Origin of the sequence: Neobacillus sp. YX16 (assembly GCF_030123505.1) — a bacterium.
GTDB lineage: Bacteria > Bacillota > Bacilli > Bacillales > Cytobacillaceae > Neobacillus.
Genome location: NZ_CP126115.1, coordinates 3,205,877 through 3,222,485, shown reverse-complemented (window position 1 = coordinate 3,222,485; position 16,609 = coordinate 3,205,877). Strand labels below are relative to the sequence as shown.

Genomic DNA, 16,609 nt, shown 5'->3' with positions numbered 1-16,609 from the left:
TTTGTCAATAAAACGCCCTGACCTCAACATACATTAGGATCTGATTGAAAATTTAGCTTTCGCTTCAAGTCGGCGGCTATGCAAGATGGGTTCAGTATATCCACTTGGCTGGTCATAGCCCTTAAATACAAGATCACAAGCAGCCTGGAAAGCAACAGATTGATCGAAATCAGGTGCCATTGGTCTGTACGCAGAATCGCCAGCATTTTGTTCATCCACTACCATTGCCATCCTCTTCATTGTCTCAACCACTTGTTCCTTCTTGCAAACTCCATGATGCAGCCAGTTCGCTACGTGCTGGCTGGAAATACGAAGAGTGGCTCGGTCTTCCATAAGTGCAATATTATTAATATCTGGTACTTTTGAGCAGCCGATTCCCTGCTCAACCCACCTTACCACATAACCTAGAATCCCTTGAGCATTATTATCAAGCTCTGCTTGAATTTCTTCTTGACTCCAATTTGTATCCTCAGCAACAGGAATTTGCAAAATATCATCACGTAAATCAGAAATACTTCCAAAAAGATTATTTTGTACTTCCTTCACATTTACTTGGTGGTAATGCAGAGCGTGCAAAGTGGCAGCGGTTGGAGATGGAACCCATGCTGTGTTCCCTCCAGCCAATAAATGGCCGATTTTTTGCTCAAGCATACTTTTCATTAAATCAGGCATTGCCCACATTCCTTTACCGATTTGCGCTCTTCCTTGGAAGCCTGTTGACAAACCATTATTAACATTTGATTTTTCATAGCTTTGCAGCCAAAGTGTGGATTTCATTTCATTTTTACGAATCATCGCACCTGCCTCCATGGAGGTGTGCATTTCGTCACCTGTCCGGTCAAGGAATCCAGTGTTAATGAAAACAACACGCTCCTGAACTTCCCGGATACAGGCTTTTAGATTTAACGATGTGCGGCGTTCCTCATCCATTACTCCAATTTTTAATGTATTTCTGACTAAACCTAGTAAATCCTCTGTCTGATTAAATAGCTCATTGGCAAATGCTGCTTCTTCGGGACCATGCATTTTTGGCTTTACAATATAAATGGAGCCGGTTTCAGAATTTTTGAAGGTGGTATTTCCAATGATAGAATGCTTGGCACATAGAGAGGTAACAACAGCATCGATGATTCCCTCTTGTACTTCATTACCGTCCCCATCAAGGACTGCATTATTAGTCATCAAATGCCCTACATTTCGAACGAGCATTAACGCACGCCCTGGCAAAGTGAATTCACTGCCACTAGGTGACAAGTAACTGCGGTCAGGATTGAGCGTTCGGGTTAAGGTTTTATTTCCTTTTGTAAAATTGGCAGAAAGATTACCTCTATTTAAGCCCAGCCAATTCCTATAAACGAGTACCTTATCCTGTGCATCCACAGCTGCCACAGAGTCTTCGCAATCCATAATCGAAGTAAGAGCCGATTCTAGGAGAATATCTTTTACACCTGCAGCATCCGTTTTTCCAATTGGATGGCTGTGATCAATTTGGATTTCAAAATAGTTATCATTATTTTTCAATAGGACAGCTGATGGCTGGGTTGGTTCACCCTTATACCCAGCAAATTTAGCTTCATTTTTCAAACGAACTTGATCCCCATTACGTAAGGTTACCACTAAACTTCCTTGGTCAATGGTGTAGCTAACAGCCTCTTTATGTGACCCAACCTGCAAAGGAACACTGTGGTCAAGGAATTCTCTAGCAAAGGAGATGACTTTTTCCCCACGTACAGGATTATATCCACCTTGTGCCTTAGCATCACCCTCATCACTAATGACATCAGTGCCATATAAGGCGTCATACAAACTACCCCATCGAGCATTGGCTGCATTAATCGCATAGCGGGCATTATCAACAGGGACGACCAATTGAGGTCCAGCTTTACGTGCAATTTCATCATCTGCTCCTTCTGTAGAAATGTTAAAATCCTCTGGTTCTAGCAGCAGATAGCCGATTTCCTCTAAAAAAGCTTTGTATCTATTAAAATCGAATTCTTTATTCTCTCTATGCCAAGTGTTAATTTCCCTTTGAAGTTCACCTCTTCTTGCGAGTAATTCCTTATTTTTTGGAGTCAGATTGGTGATGATTTTTTCAAATCCTGCCCAAAATCTTCCCTGTTTTACTTGACTGCCTGGCAATGCCTCAGAATTAATAAACTCATAGAGTTCACTCGCTACCTGTATATTTCCCACTTTTACATAGTTAACCATATACAATTCCTCCTAGTTATTGTTCACTATTACGAAACAGCGTTTTTATGAACAAACATTACGCTTTCATTTCTTTTTTTATTTCTACACAACGCCCTGGAGTCGGAAAAAGTTTCCCGGCATTCAAGAGATTATCAGGGTTAAATACTTCACGTATATTCGTTTGTGCAAGGATTTCCTCTTCATTAAAAACAAAGCGCATTTCTTCACGCTTTTCAATTCCTACCCCATGCTCACCTGTTATCGTGCCGCCAACATCTGCACAAGCTTTCAAACATTGGCTTCCCGCTTCTAAGGCCTTTTCGATTTCTCCTGGCTTACGAGCATCAAATAGAACCAGCGGATGGAGATTTCCATCTCCAGCATGAAAAATATTGGCAATACGCAGTCCAGATTCTTCACTTATTTGAGCGATTTTTCGCAGGACTTCTGGCAGCTTGCTCCTAGGAATGACCCCATCCTGTACTAAATAATCAGGAGAAATGGCACCCATTGCCCCAAAGCCTGTTTTACGATTGGCCCACCACCGTCCTCTTTCTTCCTCATCTTTAGCGGCTCGAACCTCACTGACATTGTTTTTTTTACAAACCTCTATGATTTTATTAATTTGTTCTTCTATACCTGCAGCGATTCCGTCAACTTCAATTAATAGTACCGCTTCAATATCCTTTGGATGTCCGACAGGAAATGCAGCTGCTTCCACCGCCTCAATCGCTGTTTTGTCCATCATTTCCAGTGCCGCCGGAACAATACCTGCTGAAATAATATCTGATACAGCCTGACTTCCATCTTCAACCCTATCAAAATAAGCTAAAGCGGTCTGTTTTCCTTCTGGACTTTTGAGAATTCGAACGGTAATTTTCGTGACAATTCCGAGCGTCCCTTCTGAACCAGTTAATAGCCCGAGTAAATCGTAGCCAGGCTCATCCAAGACTCCATTCCTGCCAATCTCGATAATCTCTCCATTTGGCAGCACCACTTCAAGACCTAGAATATGATTAGTTGTTACTCCATATTTCAGACAATGTGCCCCGCCTGCATTTTCTGCGACATTCCCTCCAATTGTGCAGCAATATTGACTTGAAGGATCAGGGGCATAATAATAGCCCTTATCAGAAATGGAGTTTGTTAGTTTCAGATTGATGAAGCCAGGTTCAACTACCGCTCTCCTATTTTCAAGGTCTACACTGATTAGTTTTTTCATTCGAACCATGCTGATGATTACTTCACCATTAATAGGAATTGCCCCACCGCTTAAGCCTGTTCCCGCACCACGGGCAAGAAAAGGCAGCTTGTTTTCAGAGCAATACTTAACTATTTGGGATACTTCCTCTGTATTTTTCGGAAAGACAACAGCCTTTGGCAAATGCTTATGAATCGTAAATCCATCGCAATCATATGCGAGCAAATCTACTTTTTTATACAAAATGGAACGAGTGCCACCCACGATTGCTGCGAGATTCATAATATGCTTGTCAGTGGAATCAATTTTTATGACTGACATCATTCAAATCCCCTTCTTCTTCTTTCAGATAAGCCCAATCGAGCAGCTGTACGGTGTGGACAATCTTCTGAGTTCTTCCGTATTTTTGGACACCCAAAGCCATTTGCATCATGCAGCCTGGGTTCCCCATCGAAATCATTTCAACGTCTTCTGGTACGTTTTCCATTTTACTTTTGAGCACTGCATCTGCCATTTCAGGATTGGTAATATTATAGATTCCCGCACTTCCGCAACATCGGTCTGCATTAGGCATTTGAACCATTTCTACACCTGGAATGTCGAGGAGTATTTCTCGGGGTTCTTTTCTTATTCCTTGCCCATGTGCTAAATGACATGCGTCATGATAGGTGATGCGCGTATTCATCATTGCCTTTGGCTTTTCATATCCAGTGTCATGCAAGTATTTGGAAATATCCACTACCTTCTCTTCGAATTCTTCAGCACGTTCTTTCCATTCTGGTTCATCACGAAATAACTCTGCATATTCCTTCATCATGCACCCGCAGCCAGCGGCATTCACAATCACCTTTTCCTCATTCTCAAAAGCTTCAATATTCTGCTTCGCCAGCTTTCTACCCATCTCTCTGTCACCGGCATGAACATGCAAAGCACCACAGCACGTTTGGTTTTTCGGGATACTTACATCATTTCCATTCCTAGTGAGTACATTGATTGTGGACTCATTGATATCACTAAAAAAAACGTCCATTACACAGCCAGTCAGCATTGCCACTTTATGCTTTGATTCACCTTTAGCTTTTATTTCAGAAGTGAATTTTTTACGTACAGACCCTTTTACTTCCGGCATGATTGATTCCATATCCGTTAAATGCTGCGGCATAATATGAATGAGATTTGTTTTTCTGATCACTTTTTGCAAACCGCTTTTTTGATAAAATCGTAACAGACCGCCGAGCGACCGTAAGCGATTATGATGGGGGAACACGCCGTGGAGGAAGAACTTATTCACTGCTCCCTTCCATCCATTAAGAGGAATAGCTTGCCTGATTTGACCTCGTGCTTCCTCTATGAGACCGCCAACATCTATATCAACAGGACATGCAGTCGTACAAGCACGGCAATCTAAACATGAAAAAACGGGCTCCGCAAAATGTTCATCCACATTCAGCTTTCCCTCAGCCACTGCTTTAATCAGATAAACACGGCCGCGTGGAGATTGCTGCTCTTCACCACTTTGTTCATATGTAGGACATGATTCCAAGCACATACCACAATGAACACAATCAGCCCACTTACTCTCCTGTGGAGGGTCACGCCATAAATAGTTTCCTAGAGAAGATGTGCAAGGAAGGTCATGTATTTCTTTTACACTCACATTAAATCCCCCCGACAAAACGACTTGGGTTCAAGATTTGGTTATGATCAATTTTTTGTTTGATTCCCTCAAAAAGAAAATGGGATGCAGTCTGATCTCCCCAAACGTTTACAATCTTGCGAAGCGAGAATGGAAGATGCTTTACTATTGCATATCCTCCAAGATCTACAGCTTGATTTCTTATCAATTTTATAGCAGAAACGACATCATCACTTGCACCACGAATTGTCATTTGAGTTAATCCTGTTCCTAAACCTCCATGTGCTTCTATGGAAACATGACAAGTATCACCGATTAATTCTGCTTCTTTTATTATCTTTATGACATCGATATTGGTCACACCGATTTTGAGTACTGCTACTGTTGGAGGTAAATTTGTTAATCCATTAGGTTGGTGGTGATAGAATTTATCCCAGAAGGATTTTGCTTCCTTTTGTGATAGGGAAGTAAGTGTAGTTTTTTCAGGTGTAAAACTCCTGATAACATTTTCTTGGTAGTGTACTGAGCTTTTCACATCTTCAAACGAAATAAGCAATGTATATTGATTAATGTTTGTCAATTTCCCAGCTAAGGAGGGGGTTAGGATCTCGAGGCTGATGGGTTCAATCATTGAATCAAGCACCTTGACTGCAAAGGCTTGAATCTCTTCTAGATTATTTTCAGGAAAGGATACGAAAAGAATAGATTCATATTTTGGAATCGGCCGCAGTTTCATTGTCACCTCGGACACGACACCAAGCGTTCCCATTGCACCGATAAATAATTTATTCATATCATAGCCGGCAACGTTTTTTACCACTTTTCCACCAGATGTGATAAGTGTTCCATCCGGGTAGATCATTCTAAGACCAATAACATTATCCCTAGCTGAACCGTACCCCACTCTTTTTGGTCCACTATCATTGGCAGAAATGATTCCTCCAATAGTGGCATGTTTTGGATAGAAAGGATCCAGTGGAATTTTTTGATTGTACGGTGCTAAATAGTTTTGAATTTCTTGGAAGGGTGTCCCCGATTTCACCGTTAATGTCATATCACCAGGATTATGTTCAACGATTCCAGTATATTGAGCTAATGACAAGAGAATGTCTGCTTTTTCTATTAGCCCGCCATAACCCCTTTTTGACCCATTTCCCATGATGAAAAGAGAAAGTCCCTTACTATTTGCATAAGATAGAATAGAAGAAATTTCCTGTTCTGTTTTTGGATAAATTCTTATTCTTCCGGAATTCCCATGTGGATGTTTTTGGTCTTCATCTATTTGCTGTAAATCTTTAAAATATGCTTTTATTTCAGACAGACCTTCGTCAATAATCAATTCCTTCACCTCCATTTGTTTCGTAATAACAAACAACGTTTCTATTTTATTGTGAAAAATCTTCCATTATCATTTCCCTTTTAATTTTATTTACACTCTGCATAATTGTCAATCTATTTAGAAAATTTAAACACATAAAAAAGCCAGGATTCGTCTACTATCCCGGCATCTTATTTTCAATTGAACGTTGGTTTTCTTTTTTCCAGAACGGCATTAACTCCTTCTTGGTAATCATCCAGCTCAGTAACAATCCCCATTGCGGAAGAAATCATGTCGAGGGAAGTACGTAAATCCGTTGTTAACCCTTGATATACCGCCTTCTTGGTAAAACGCATTGCTGCCTGAGGGCCACTTACCAATCTTTCTACATATTGATTCACGAACTCTTGTAATCTCTCGTCTTCAACTACATGTGTAATCAGCCCCATAGCTTTTGCTTCTTGAGCAGTTAACACCGTTCTATTCCATAGCAATTCCAATGCTCTATCTGTCCCTACTAACCTAGGCAAAAACCAAGCAGCTCCATCACCAGGGACGATTCCTACATTTAGGTAACTTTCGGATATCTTTGTGTTTTCAGCTGCAATTCGGATATCACAAGCTAGAGTCATATCAAAACCTGCCCCGTAGGCAAATCCATGTATTACTGCAATGACAGGAATATCAATCTCTTGTAAAAGGAGAGGAATTCTTTGGACTTTTTTCCATAGTGAATCTTTACGTGCTAAAGCTGTTGAAGAAAGGTCCTCTGATCCGTCACTATGTAAGAATCCATTTCCATTGGCCATCGATTTAATATCACCACCTGAACAAAATCCCCGGCCATTGCCCGAAATAACCAGAACTCTTACTTCCTTAGAATCTCTCACATTTTCCAGTGCCTCAATCCATAATTGAATCATTTCCACACTAAAAGCATTTAAACTTTCTGGACGATTAAGCGTTATTTTTGCCACATTATTTTCAACTGAAAAAATTAAGTCACTCATTTGCATTTCCTCCTTGTTCTAAAATTTCACAGTTACTATTTGAAGTAATTTCACTTGTAGAAGCTCACTTTTATTAACCTGCTTGGGCATTCCTTACTTAATAGTATATAACCAGGATTAACTATTGTCGAAGTAGTTTTACGATAATTCCTACTTTTCAGACACGTCGCGCAAATTATTGATATACCCCTTAATAAACACAAAAAATCCACCTTTTAATAAATTGGTGGATTTAAGCTATTATTAATTTTTGTCAATGTTTCTCCGATAGAGTTATGGATAACGTAGGAATCCTTAACTCTGTCATAGGGCGAGTCACCTTTATTGATAATAATCAAAGGAGTACCTTGTCTCCTGTATTGCGGAAATGTGGAGAATGGAGTCACCTTCAAACTTGTTCCTAACACCAGAAGACAATCCGCTTGGTTGATGATGTTTATGATTTCATTGAAACCATCAATGGAAAACCATTTACCTGAATCTCCAAATAGGACTACATCGGGCTTGATATATCTTTCTTTTTCAGTAAGAGTACGACAATGGTTACAAATATAAAAGTCATCCATGCTGTTACGTCTGTTGATCATTTCTTCAGTTGAATAGACATGTTGGCAATTTTGACAGGAAGCTGTTTTCATGGTCCCATGAAATTCAATCACTTGTTTGGAACCCGCTTTTTGATGGAGCCCATCAATATTTTGCGTGATAATGCTGCTAACTTTTCCTTCGTTTTCCCATTGTGTAAGGACCTCATGTCCCTTATTTGGGAGTGCTTCAGGGTGGTAAAGATTCTCAACCGCAAACTGATAAAATCCCTTGGGGTTTTGATAAAAATTATCGAGTGAAAGGATATATTCAGGTGCCATCTGATAAATTCCTGTTTGTGAACGAAAATCCTTAATCCCTGATTCGGTACTAATTCCTGCACCCGTAAGGACGACAATGTTTCGGGCTTTTTTTATAAGGTTCGTGCAGGTTTGAAGCATACTGCTCACCATATCAACACTCCTATAAAACTTAGTGCTTTTTTAGATATATCACCTTGTGTAATTCGTGCTATCATCTTGCTAGCATATTGCTATCCGCCAGTATTTTCTGCCATCCTCCAGTAAAACTAATTTACCTATTTTAAGTCTTCAAACTCTCTAGCGATTCTCTCGAAGGCTTCTTTAATCATCGGTCTAGGTGAAGGAATACATATCCGTTGATGATGCAGACCTTCTTCTCCGAACATTTTCCCATCTTCTAATAAGACATTTGCTTTGTTATAGATCCGGTCATGAACTTCGTCAGGTGAAATTCCGTAAGCACTAAAATCCATCCACATGATGTAGGTTCCCTCTGGAATTCGCACCTTCACTTTTGGCATCCTTTCTGCCAAATACCCTACTGCCCACTCCATCGTGCCATCAATATATTCTTTCAGCTGCTCAAGCCAATCTTCTCCATCATGGTAAACAGAAAGAAGAGCCGAAACGGTAAAGGGTGATGGTAAATGCATGCCCATTACACCAAAATAGGTTTTTCGCAATTCTGGGTTCGTAATAATGACATTCGTACAGTGGAGTCCAGCCAAATTAAAGGTTTTATTAATCGCTGTAAACGTAATGATATGATCTTTATGTTCTGGAACTACTTTAGCGATTGGAGTAAAAGTCTGATCTCGTCGAATGATATCTCCATGAATTTCATCCGCAATAATCAGTACATTATTTTCCACACAAATCGCAGCCATTTTTCTAAGTTCATCTTCATTAAATACTCTTCCTGTTGGATTATGTGGGTTACATAAAATAAACATTTTTGTTTTTTCATCTTTTGCTTTCGCTTCGAAATCTTCAAAATCTATGGAATAATAACCTTCCTCATCAGCGATGAGTGCATTATTTAACAGCGTTCTTCCATTGGCATTTATCGAGGATGTAAACGGAGGATATACAGGTCGTTGGATAATCACTCCGTCTTCTGGTTGTGTAAGTGCCCGAACTGCAACATTTAACGCATGAACTGTCCCTGGACTATAAACGATTTCTTCCTTTTGGAACTCCCAATTATGTCTCTTTTTAAACCAATGCTGTACAGCTTCAAAATACTCATCAGGAAATACAGAATAACCAAAAATTCGATGATCCACGGTTTTATGTAATGCCTCTATTAAGGGTTGGGGAACAGGTAAATCCATATCGGCTGTAAATAACGGAATCGTGTCTTCATCGTATCTTTCAGTAAAACCCATATTTTTAAGTATCTGGCCTCCATCCCATTTTATGGAGTAGGTCCCTCTACGATTTACAATCTCATCAAAGTTATATTTCATGTGATCAGCCCTTCCATTTGTTATTTAATGTACCGATGCGCTTTAGTTTGATTCGTTTCCACGTTGAAAAAGCTTCTTACTATTAATTTATGCTTAATATATGTATTTTTCAATCATAACGATTCCTCTCAATTTCAGAGAAAAAAATAAGTGCCAGGATTTCCTAGCACCTTTACCTTCTATATTAATTTGCTTTTTAAAGCATTTCTAATACCACTTTTTCCTGAATGGGTTATTTTATTTTCCGGATTTTTATCAAATACAACGATATTTTTAAATTCAGCAAAAAGGATATCTCCTTTTTTTACTGGGCTCATTTTCTGATACTGATCGACATTCATTTCTGCCTCAAATAAATCATTTGTATCACGGCGTCTTAACTCGATTCTTACGGTTGATCCAATCACATGGATGTGTGAAACCTCTGACACGATGCTGTCCCCTTGTGAAATTTTACGCAGAACAATTTCATGTGGTCTTATATAACTGATTCTCTCCGACTCACCTGCTCCTTCAGAATCCCGAAATTCGTTGACTCTTCCTAGGAAACTATAAACAAATGCGCTCTCAGGTTTCGAATAAACCTCTTCTGGAGAGCCAATTTGTTCAATTTCACCAAGATTCATTACCACAACGGTATCTGCCATTTCTAGTGCCTCTTCCTGGTCATGAGTAACAAATACTGTGGTGATGTTAAGCTTTTGATGAATTTCTCGTAACCAATGGCGAAGTTCCTGACGAACCTTTGCATCTAGAGCACCAAATGGTTCGTCTAGAAGTAAGACTTCCGGTTCTACTGCGAGAGCCCTCGCCAGTGCAATCCGCTGTCTCTGTCCCCCTGAAAGCTGTGAAGGATAGCGATTGGCAAGATGGTCTAATTGAACGAGTTTCAATAATTCATTTACTTTTTCGGCAATTTCATTTTTAGATGGACGTGTTTTCCTCGGCCTTACCTTTAAGCCAAAAGCAATATTTTCAAAAATAGTCATATGCTTGAACAAAGCATAATTTTGAAAAACAAATCCTACATTCCGTTCTTTAATACTTTTGTAGGTATAATCTACGTCATCGAAGTAAATTCCTCCTGAATCCAACCCCTCCAACCCTGCAATGAGTCGCAGGAGAGTCGTTTTACCCGAACCCGATGGCCCTAATAAGGCCACAAAATCTCCTGTTGGAATTTCAAGATTGACATTTTTGACGGCTTGAAAGGTTCCAAATGTCTTTGACACGTCCTTGATTGTAATCCCCATTTCAACAATCCCCCAGTATAAAGACAAATAAATTTATCTTTGAAAGTGCTCTTTTAGTGTTTTTTTGTTTTCCACTCCACAAAACTTTTTAAAATTAATGTTAGTAAGGCAAGCAATGCCAATAAGGAAGCCACAGCAAAAGCTGCGGTAAAATTGTATTCGTTATACAATATTTCAACATGGAGGGGAATGGTATTGGTTAATCCTCTAATGTGCCCGGAAACAACTGAAACTGCTCCAAATTCACCCATAGCACGTGCATTACAAAGAATAACACCATACAGCAAGCCCCATTTAATGTTGGGTAAAGTAACACGAAAGAACATTTGCCAGCCGTTTGCCCCGAGAGTAATCGCAGCTTGTTCCTCTTCGGTTCCTTGTTCTTGCATGATTGGCAGCAATTCTCTTACGACAAATGGAAAGGTAACAAAAATAGTTGCTAGAATAATTCCAGGTACTCCAAAAATAATCTTAATATTATTTGCCTCTAAAAACGGACCCAATACGCCTTGCGAGCCGAACAACAGAACAAAAACGAGTCCGGCTATAACAGGCGAAACGGCAAAAGGAATGTCAATTAAAGTGATTAATATATTCTTACCTCGGAAATCAAACTTTGCTATTACCCAGGCCGCTATCACCCCGAATATTGTGTTAGCAGGTATCGTAATCACAGCTGTAATTAAAGTTAATTTAATCGCAGACAAGGCATCACGCTCTGTCAAAGATGCGAAGTATAACTGAATTCCTTTATTCAGTGCTTCCGTGAAAACAGCAATTAACGGGACGAGAATAAATATTCCTAAGAAGCCTAGTGCAATAGTGATTAACAGCCATTTTATTATTAAGCCAGGCTCGGAATTTGCTTTTACATTTTTCACATGAAGGGTTGTTTCTCGAACCATCATATTCCCCTATCTCCTCTAGCTCACTTGATATTTTTTTGTTGTTTTCCATTGCCAGAAATTGATTAAGAATAATAGAACGAATGAAAATACAAGCATCACAACGGCGATAGCAGCTGCGCCGGCATAATTGAATTGCTCTAATTTCGTAATAATTAGCAATGGGACAATCTCTGTTTTCATAGGCATATTCCCTGATATGAAAACAACGGAACCATATTCGCCCAAAGCCCTTGCAAACGCAAGGGCAAAGCCTGTTAAGATGGCTGGGAATATGGCTGGAAAAATAATTTTGACAAAGATTTGCAGAGGATTTGCTCCAAGTGTAGCAGCAGCCTCCTCATATTGCTGGTCCAAATCCTGCAATACTGGCTGGACAGACCGGACGACAAAGGGAAGTCCGATAAACGTTAAGGCAATCATGATACCGAGTGGTGTATAAGCTACCTTTATCCCGATGGATTCAAAGTATTGCCCGATCCAGCCATTTGGTGCATAAATGGTGGTAAGGGCGATACCCGCAACCGCAGTTGGTAAAGCAAAAGGCAAATCGACTAACGCGTCAATGATTCGTTTTCCATAAAACTCGTATCTTACCAATACCCAGGCGATCAGCGTCCCAAATATTGCATTTACAAATGCAGCAATAAACGATGTATAAATCGTTAATTTATAGGAAGCAACTACTCGTTCATCGGTTACGGTCTCCCAAAATTCTGCGAGGCTGATTGTCGTTGCTTTTAAAAATAGGACGGCAATCGGAATCAAAATGATTAGACTTAGATAAATCAGTGTGTACCCCATAGATAGACCAAATCCCGGCAAAACACGATGTTGCTTTCTTTTAGTAACCACGTTGAAACTCTCCTTTAACTTTACGGTTTGTATATCTCATCAAAGACTCCGCCATCGTCAAAATGTGTCTTTTGCGCATTTTTCCATCCATCAAAAACCTCATCAATGGTAAATAGGTTAATTTCTGGGAACTGATCAGCATACTTTTTGGCTACCTCTTCAGAACGTGGGCGGTAATAGTTCTTAGCGGCAATTTCCTGTCCTTCCTCTGTATACAAATAATCTAAATATGCTTTTGCGACTTCCTCTGTTTCATGTTTCTTAGCATTTTCATCCACAACCGTAACAGGCGGTTCAGCTAGAATACTGATGGAAGGGACGACAATTTCAAATTCATCTTTACCTAACTCATTTAAAGCTAAGAATGCTTCATTTTCCCATGCAATTAATACATCCCCAATTCCTCTTTCGACGAAAGTAGTTGTAGAGCCGCGTGCACCAGAATCTAGAACAGGTACATTTTTAAACAGTTTGGTTACAAACTCTTTAGCCTTCGCTTCGTCTCCGTTATTCTGTTCTAAGGCATATCCCCAGGCAGCAAGGTAATTCCATCTCGCACCGCCAGATGTTTTAGGATTTGGGGTGATTACAGATATATCTGTTTTCACGAGATCATCCCAGTCTTTAATGCCTTTTGGGTTGCCTTTTCTAACAAGAAATACAATCGTTGATGTGTATGGTGAGCTGTTATTATCTAGTCTTTCCTGCCAATTCTCTGGAAACTTCCCTGCTTCAGCGATTACATCGATATCATAGGCTAGTGCCAACGTCACGATATCCGCTTCAAGACCATCAATGACGGAGCGGGATTGCTTACCCGAACCTCCATGTGATTGGTTAATGGTAACTTTTTGTCCTTTTTCTTTTTCCCAATAGGCTGCAAAGCTTGCGTTGAATTCTTCATAAAATTCTCTTGTTGGATCGTATGATACATTTAAAAGTTCAATTTCTTTTTTAACTGATTCTTCAGTCCCTGATGCTTCAGTTTCTTTCTCAGTTGTTGCACTTTGATTCGAGCATCCCGCAGCCCATAAGAGTAAAGTTAAGAATAATAGCGTTAACCAAGTTTTTTTCATCATTTTATTTGACCCCTCTACTTTTTTTGTAGGCTTTTTCCAATAAAAAAAGCCCCATTAGTAAATACGCGTACATAGCACATGTACAAGAAACTAAAGGGCCTTCGGCTGTCCGATCGGCAATTATTCATTTTTCCAGCCTGCTTTTTGTTTTGTTTGGAAATGAAGTTACACTCGTTTTATTCTGTACGGGAAGCCGATGCTTCTCTAAGCGATCAATTTGCGTGATTTGTGAATCATGAACCGTAATCTGAACCGTTCCAAATTCCAAACCCTCTAGCAAACTAGCTATTTTTTCCATCACTTGTTGATCTAGACGTCCTTTTAACGACAACAAAATCCTCTCCTTCCAGCTTTGAAATTTGGTTTGTCAGTAAATCTTCCAGTGTTGTTCGTTCTAAGACAAAAGCAATTGTATCTCGAACTAAAGACCACAACGGCTTTAGTTGACATCCCCCCTCTAAAGGACATGGTTCGTATTTAGTAATAGAGGCACAGCTCATTGGAGACAAAGGTCCCTCTAGATCACGGATTACTTCACCAATATTAATATCTGTTGGTTCTCCATAGAGTAAGTAGCCACCCTTTGCACCACGTTTACTGACTACATACCCAAGTTTTTTTAATTGAAGAAGGATTTGTTCCAGGTAGTTAATACTAACAAGGGTTTTTTCAGAAATTTCCTGAATGCTGAGTACTTTTCCTTTATAGTTTCCTAGCAAGATTAATGCTCTTAGTGCGTATTCACCCCTGCTTGATACCTTCATTTCAAACCTCCTCTTTAATGTTGAGTAATTTGGTCAACATTCACTGATAAAAATGTTCCATAGTGGTTTTGGAATCAATATGGAAATGGGATAAACTGTTTTGTTTTAATTCCGATTAACTCAATAGGATTACTATAAATCATATCTTAATTGTTATTTTTCCAAAAATCAATATATTTTTTAAAAATTACGAAATATCTTTTTTAATAAAATTACTTCTTAAACATACTCACCTTCTATAGGGGGATAATAAAACAATCTACAAGTATTCGGGAGGTAATTTATATGAAAACAGAAACAAAACAATTGTCTATTTTCGCCTTAGGCGGAATCAATGAAATTGGTAAGAACATGTATGTAATCGAATATGGAGACGATATTTTGGTGATTGATTGCGGGGGTAAATTTCCAGACGAAAGTTTAATGGGAATTGACTTGATTATCCCTGATATGACTTATTTAGAGGATAATCAACATAAAATCCGAGCAATGATTGTGACTCATGGACATGAAGATCATATTGGCGGTATTCCTTTCTTTTTGAAAAAATTAAATGTTCCAATATATGCCACTCGATTTACATTAGGATTAATTGAATTAAAGTTAGAAGAGCATCGGTTACTTAGGGATAGTGAGCTTGTAACGATCCATTCGGAATCCACACTTGAGTTTGGGGAAATCCGTTGTTCCTTTTTCAAAGTAAGTCATAGCATTCCTGATTGTCTTGGAATTGTATTTCATACACCAGAGGGAAATGTCGTTCATACCGGTGATTTTAAATTCGATTTAACACCGTCAAATGACCAGTATAGTGATATTCATAAAATGGCACAGATTGGCCAACAAGGTGTTATTGCTTTAATCTCCGAAAGTACCAATGCCGAGCGGAAAGGTTTATCTCCTTCCGAGAAAATGGTCGCAGAACATTTAGTGGAGGCTTTTATGAAGGCAGAGGGAAAAATTATCCTCTCCACTTTTGCATCAAACGTTAACCGTGTTCAACAAGTCGTGGAAGCAGCAATAAAAACAAATCGTAAGCTTGCACTTCTTGGACGAAGTATGGTGAACGTGGTTGATGTTGCACTTGAGCGTGGGTATTTAAATGTTCCGGATGGAATGCTGATAAGTGCAAATGAAATTGAACAGTTTCCTCCTGACAAGGTCGTGATTCTGTGTACAGGAAGTCAAGGCGAACCTAATGCTGCCCTTGCACGACTATCAACAGGAAATTATCGGGATGCAACGATTTACCCTGGGGATACCGTTATTTTAGCTGCTTCGCCTATACCTGGTAACGAGAAGGGGGTTTCTCGAATCATCGACAACTTATTCCAACTTGGAGCTAAGGTTATTTATGGCTCAGGAAGCTCAACCGGTATGCATGTTTCAGGTCATGGCTACCAGGAAGATTTAAAACTCATGCTAACGTTAATGAAGCCAACCTATTTTATCCCGATTCATGGTGAATATAGAATGCTCCATCATCACCGGCAGTTAGCCGAATCGGTTGGTGTAGAAAAAGGGAATACGTTTATCATTAAAAATGGTGATGTGGTGGATATTGAAAATTCTGTTGCTCGTCAAACTCGAAGTATTCCAGCAGGAGACACATATGTAGATGGAATTAGCGTTGGCGATGTTGGGGAAATTGTCTTACGTGACCGCAGACAACTCTCTGAAGATGGGATGCTCGTTGTTGTTTTAACCATCAGCAAATCCGATCGAAAAATTATTCAGGGTCCTGATACGATTACACGTGGATTTGTGTATGTAAAGGAATCAGAGGATTTGATAAGAGAAATAAACCGCCTTGTTAAGAAAGTGATTCTTGAATTAGAAGCAGACAATATTCGCCAGTGGAACGTCATGAAGAATAATATTAAAAAGTCTGTCGGTCAGTATTTATTTAAACATACGAAGAGAAAACCGATGATTCTACCAATTATCCTTGAAATATAATTAGCGGTATATATAAAATGTCAGGCACTAAGTTTTGTGCCTGACATTTAAATTTTTGAGCATCGCAGATATATTTGATTTAACGCAGATATAATTTAATTAACGCAGATATTTTCTGT

14 protein-coding genes are annotated in these 16,609 nt (G+C 39.4%); 1 reads left to right on the top strand and 13 read right to left on the bottom strand.

Translation table 11 applies throughout. The features are described 5' to 3' along the window. Window positions 1-33: 33 nt before the first annotated feature. The 13 genes from QNH48_RS15590 to QNH48_RS15530 all read right to left on the bottom strand — a co-directional run bounded on the left by QNH48_RS15590 (window position 34) and on the right by QNH48_RS15530 (window position 14,531). Window positions 34-2,211: a malate synthase G gene (locus QNH48_RS15590; protein WP_283951000.1), complete on the bottom strand. Its 2,178-nt coding sequence runs from the start codon at window positions 2,209-2,211 to the stop codon at window positions 34-36. Window positions 2,212-2,269: 58 nt separating this feature from the next. Further along, window positions 2,270-3,715 carry an FAD-linked oxidase C-terminal domain-containing protein gene (locus tag QNH48_RS15585; protein ID WP_481858498.1) on the bottom strand — a complete coding sequence of 482 codons (1,446 nt, stop codon included), beginning with the start codon at window positions 3,713-3,715 and terminating at the stop codon, window positions 2,270-2,272. Beyond that, window positions 3,696-5,051, bottom strand: a complete 1,356-nt coding sequence (locus tag QNH48_RS15580) for a (Fe-S)-binding protein (RefSeq protein WP_283950998.1) — start codon at window positions 5,049-5,051, stop codon at window positions 3,696-3,698. The genes QNH48_RS15585 and QNH48_RS15580 overlap by 20 nt, the downstream gene beginning before the upstream one ends. A gap of 1 nt (window position 5,052) precedes the next feature. After that, window positions 5,053-6,384 carry an FAD-binding oxidoreductase gene (locus QNH48_RS15575; RefSeq protein ID WP_283955787.1) on the bottom strand — a complete coding sequence of 444 codons (1,332 nt, stop codon included), beginning with the start codon at window positions 6,382-6,384 and terminating at the stop codon, window positions 5,053-5,055. Between the two features lie 161 nt (window positions 6,385-6,545). Then, complete coding sequence (locus QNH48_RS15570) at window positions 6,546-7,358, bottom strand: enoyl-CoA hydratase/isomerase family protein (RefSeq protein WP_283950997.1); 813 nt, start codon at window positions 7,356-7,358, stop codon at window positions 6,546-6,548. 215 nt (window positions 7,359-7,573) lie between these two features. Next, window positions 7,574-8,356 carry an NAD-dependent protein deacylase gene (locus QNH48_RS15565; RefSeq protein ID WP_283950996.1) on the bottom strand — a complete coding sequence of 261 codons (783 nt, stop codon included), beginning with the start codon at window positions 8,354-8,356 and terminating at the stop codon, window positions 7,574-7,576. A gap of 125 nt (window positions 8,357-8,481) precedes the next feature. Continuing rightward, window positions 8,482-9,675 carry a MalY/PatB family protein gene (locus QNH48_RS15560; protein ID WP_283950995.1) on the bottom strand — a complete coding sequence of 398 codons (1,194 nt, stop codon included), beginning with the start codon at window positions 9,673-9,675 and terminating at the stop codon, window positions 8,482-8,484. Between the two features lie 179 nt (window positions 9,676-9,854). Beyond that, window positions 9,855-10,928: a sulfate/molybdate ABC transporter ATP-binding protein gene (locus tag QNH48_RS15555; RefSeq protein WP_283950994.1), complete on the bottom strand. Its 1,074-nt coding sequence runs from the start codon at window positions 10,926-10,928 to the stop codon at window positions 9,855-9,857. Window positions 10,929-10,981: 53 nt separating this feature from the next. Then, on the bottom strand, window positions 10,982-11,836 hold the full coding sequence (gene cysW / locus QNH48_RS15550; RefSeq protein ID WP_481858421.1) for a sulfate ABC transporter permease subunit CysW: 855 nt from the start codon (window positions 11,834-11,836) through the stop codon (window positions 10,982-10,984). Between the two features lie 15 nt (window positions 11,837-11,851). Beyond that, entirely contained in the window at window positions 11,852-12,688 is an 837-nt protein-coding gene (gene cysT, locus QNH48_RS15545; RefSeq protein ID WP_283950993.1) for a sulfate ABC transporter permease subunit CysT, read from the bottom strand. A 20-nt stretch (window positions 12,689-12,708) separates the two neighbouring features. After that, entirely contained in the window at window positions 12,709-13,767 is a 1,059-nt protein-coding gene (locus QNH48_RS15540) for a sulfate ABC transporter substrate-binding protein (RefSeq protein WP_283950992.1), read from the bottom strand. A gap of 124 nt (window positions 13,768-13,891) precedes the next feature. After that, window positions 13,892-14,065 (bottom strand): YezD family protein, encoded by a 174-nt coding sequence (locus tag QNH48_RS15535; protein ID WP_133368252.1) that lies wholly within the window; start codon window positions 14,063-14,065, stop codon window positions 13,892-13,894. Next, complete coding sequence (locus QNH48_RS15530; RefSeq protein ID WP_283950991.1) at window positions 14,049-14,531, bottom strand: RrF2 family transcriptional regulator; 483 nt, start codon at window positions 14,529-14,531, stop codon at window positions 14,049-14,051. Before QNH48_RS15530 ends, QNH48_RS15535 begins: the two co-directional genes overlap by 17 nt. A 285-nt stretch (window positions 14,532-14,816) precedes the next feature. On the opposite strand from QNH48_RS15530, the gene QNH48_RS15525 reads away from it, so the two are divergent. Further along, entirely contained in the window at window positions 14,817-16,490 is a 1,674-nt protein-coding gene (locus QNH48_RS15525) for a ribonuclease J (protein ID WP_283950990.1), read from the top strand. Window positions 16,491-16,609: the final 119 nt, after the last annotated feature.

Coding starts and splice junctions, on each gene's coding strand:
- QNH48_RS15590 (WP_283951000.1), bottom strand. CDS start 2,211: ATGGTTAACTATGTAAAAGTGGGAAATATACAGGTAGCGAGTGAACTC.
- QNH48_RS15585 (WP_481858498.1), bottom strand. CDS start 3,715: ATGTCAGTCATAAAAATTGATTCCACTGACAAGCATATTATGAATCTC.
- QNH48_RS15575 (WP_283955787.1), bottom strand. CDS start 6,384: ATGGAGGTGAAGGAATTGATTATTGACGAAGGTCTGTCTGAAATAAAA.
- QNH48_RS15570 (WP_283950997.1), bottom strand. CDS start 7,358: ATGAGTGACTTAATTTTTTCAGTTGAAAATAATGTGGCAAAAATAACG.
- QNH48_RS15565 (WP_283950996.1), bottom strand. CDS start 8,356: ATGGTGAGCAGTATGCTTCAAACCTGCACGAACCTTATAAAAAAAGCC.
- QNH48_RS15560 (WP_283950995.1), bottom strand. CDS start 9,675: ATGAAATATAACTTTGATGAGATTGTAAATCGTAGAGGGACCTACTCC.
- QNH48_RS15555 (WP_283950994.1), bottom strand. CDS start 10,928: ATGGGGATTACAATCAAGGACGTGTCAAAGACATTTGGAACCTTTCAA.
- cysW (WP_481858421.1), bottom strand. CDS start 11,836: ATGATGGTTCGAGAAACAACCCTTCATGTGAAAAATGTAAAAGCAAAT.
- QNH48_RS15540 (WP_283950992.1), bottom strand. CDS start 13,767: ATGATGAAAAAAACTTGGTTAACGCTATTATTCTTAACTTTACTCTTA.
- QNH48_RS15535 (WP_133368252.1), bottom strand. CDS start 14,065: ATGGAAAAAATAGCTAGTTTGCTAGAGGGTTTGGAATTTGGAACGGTT.
- QNH48_RS15530 (WP_283950991.1), bottom strand. CDS start 14,531: ATGAAGGTATCAAGCAGGGGTGAATACGCACTAAGAGCATTAATCTTG.
- QNH48_RS15525 (WP_283950990.1), top strand. CDS start 14,817: ATGAAAACAGAAACAAAACAATTGTCTATTTTCGCCTTAGGCGGAATC.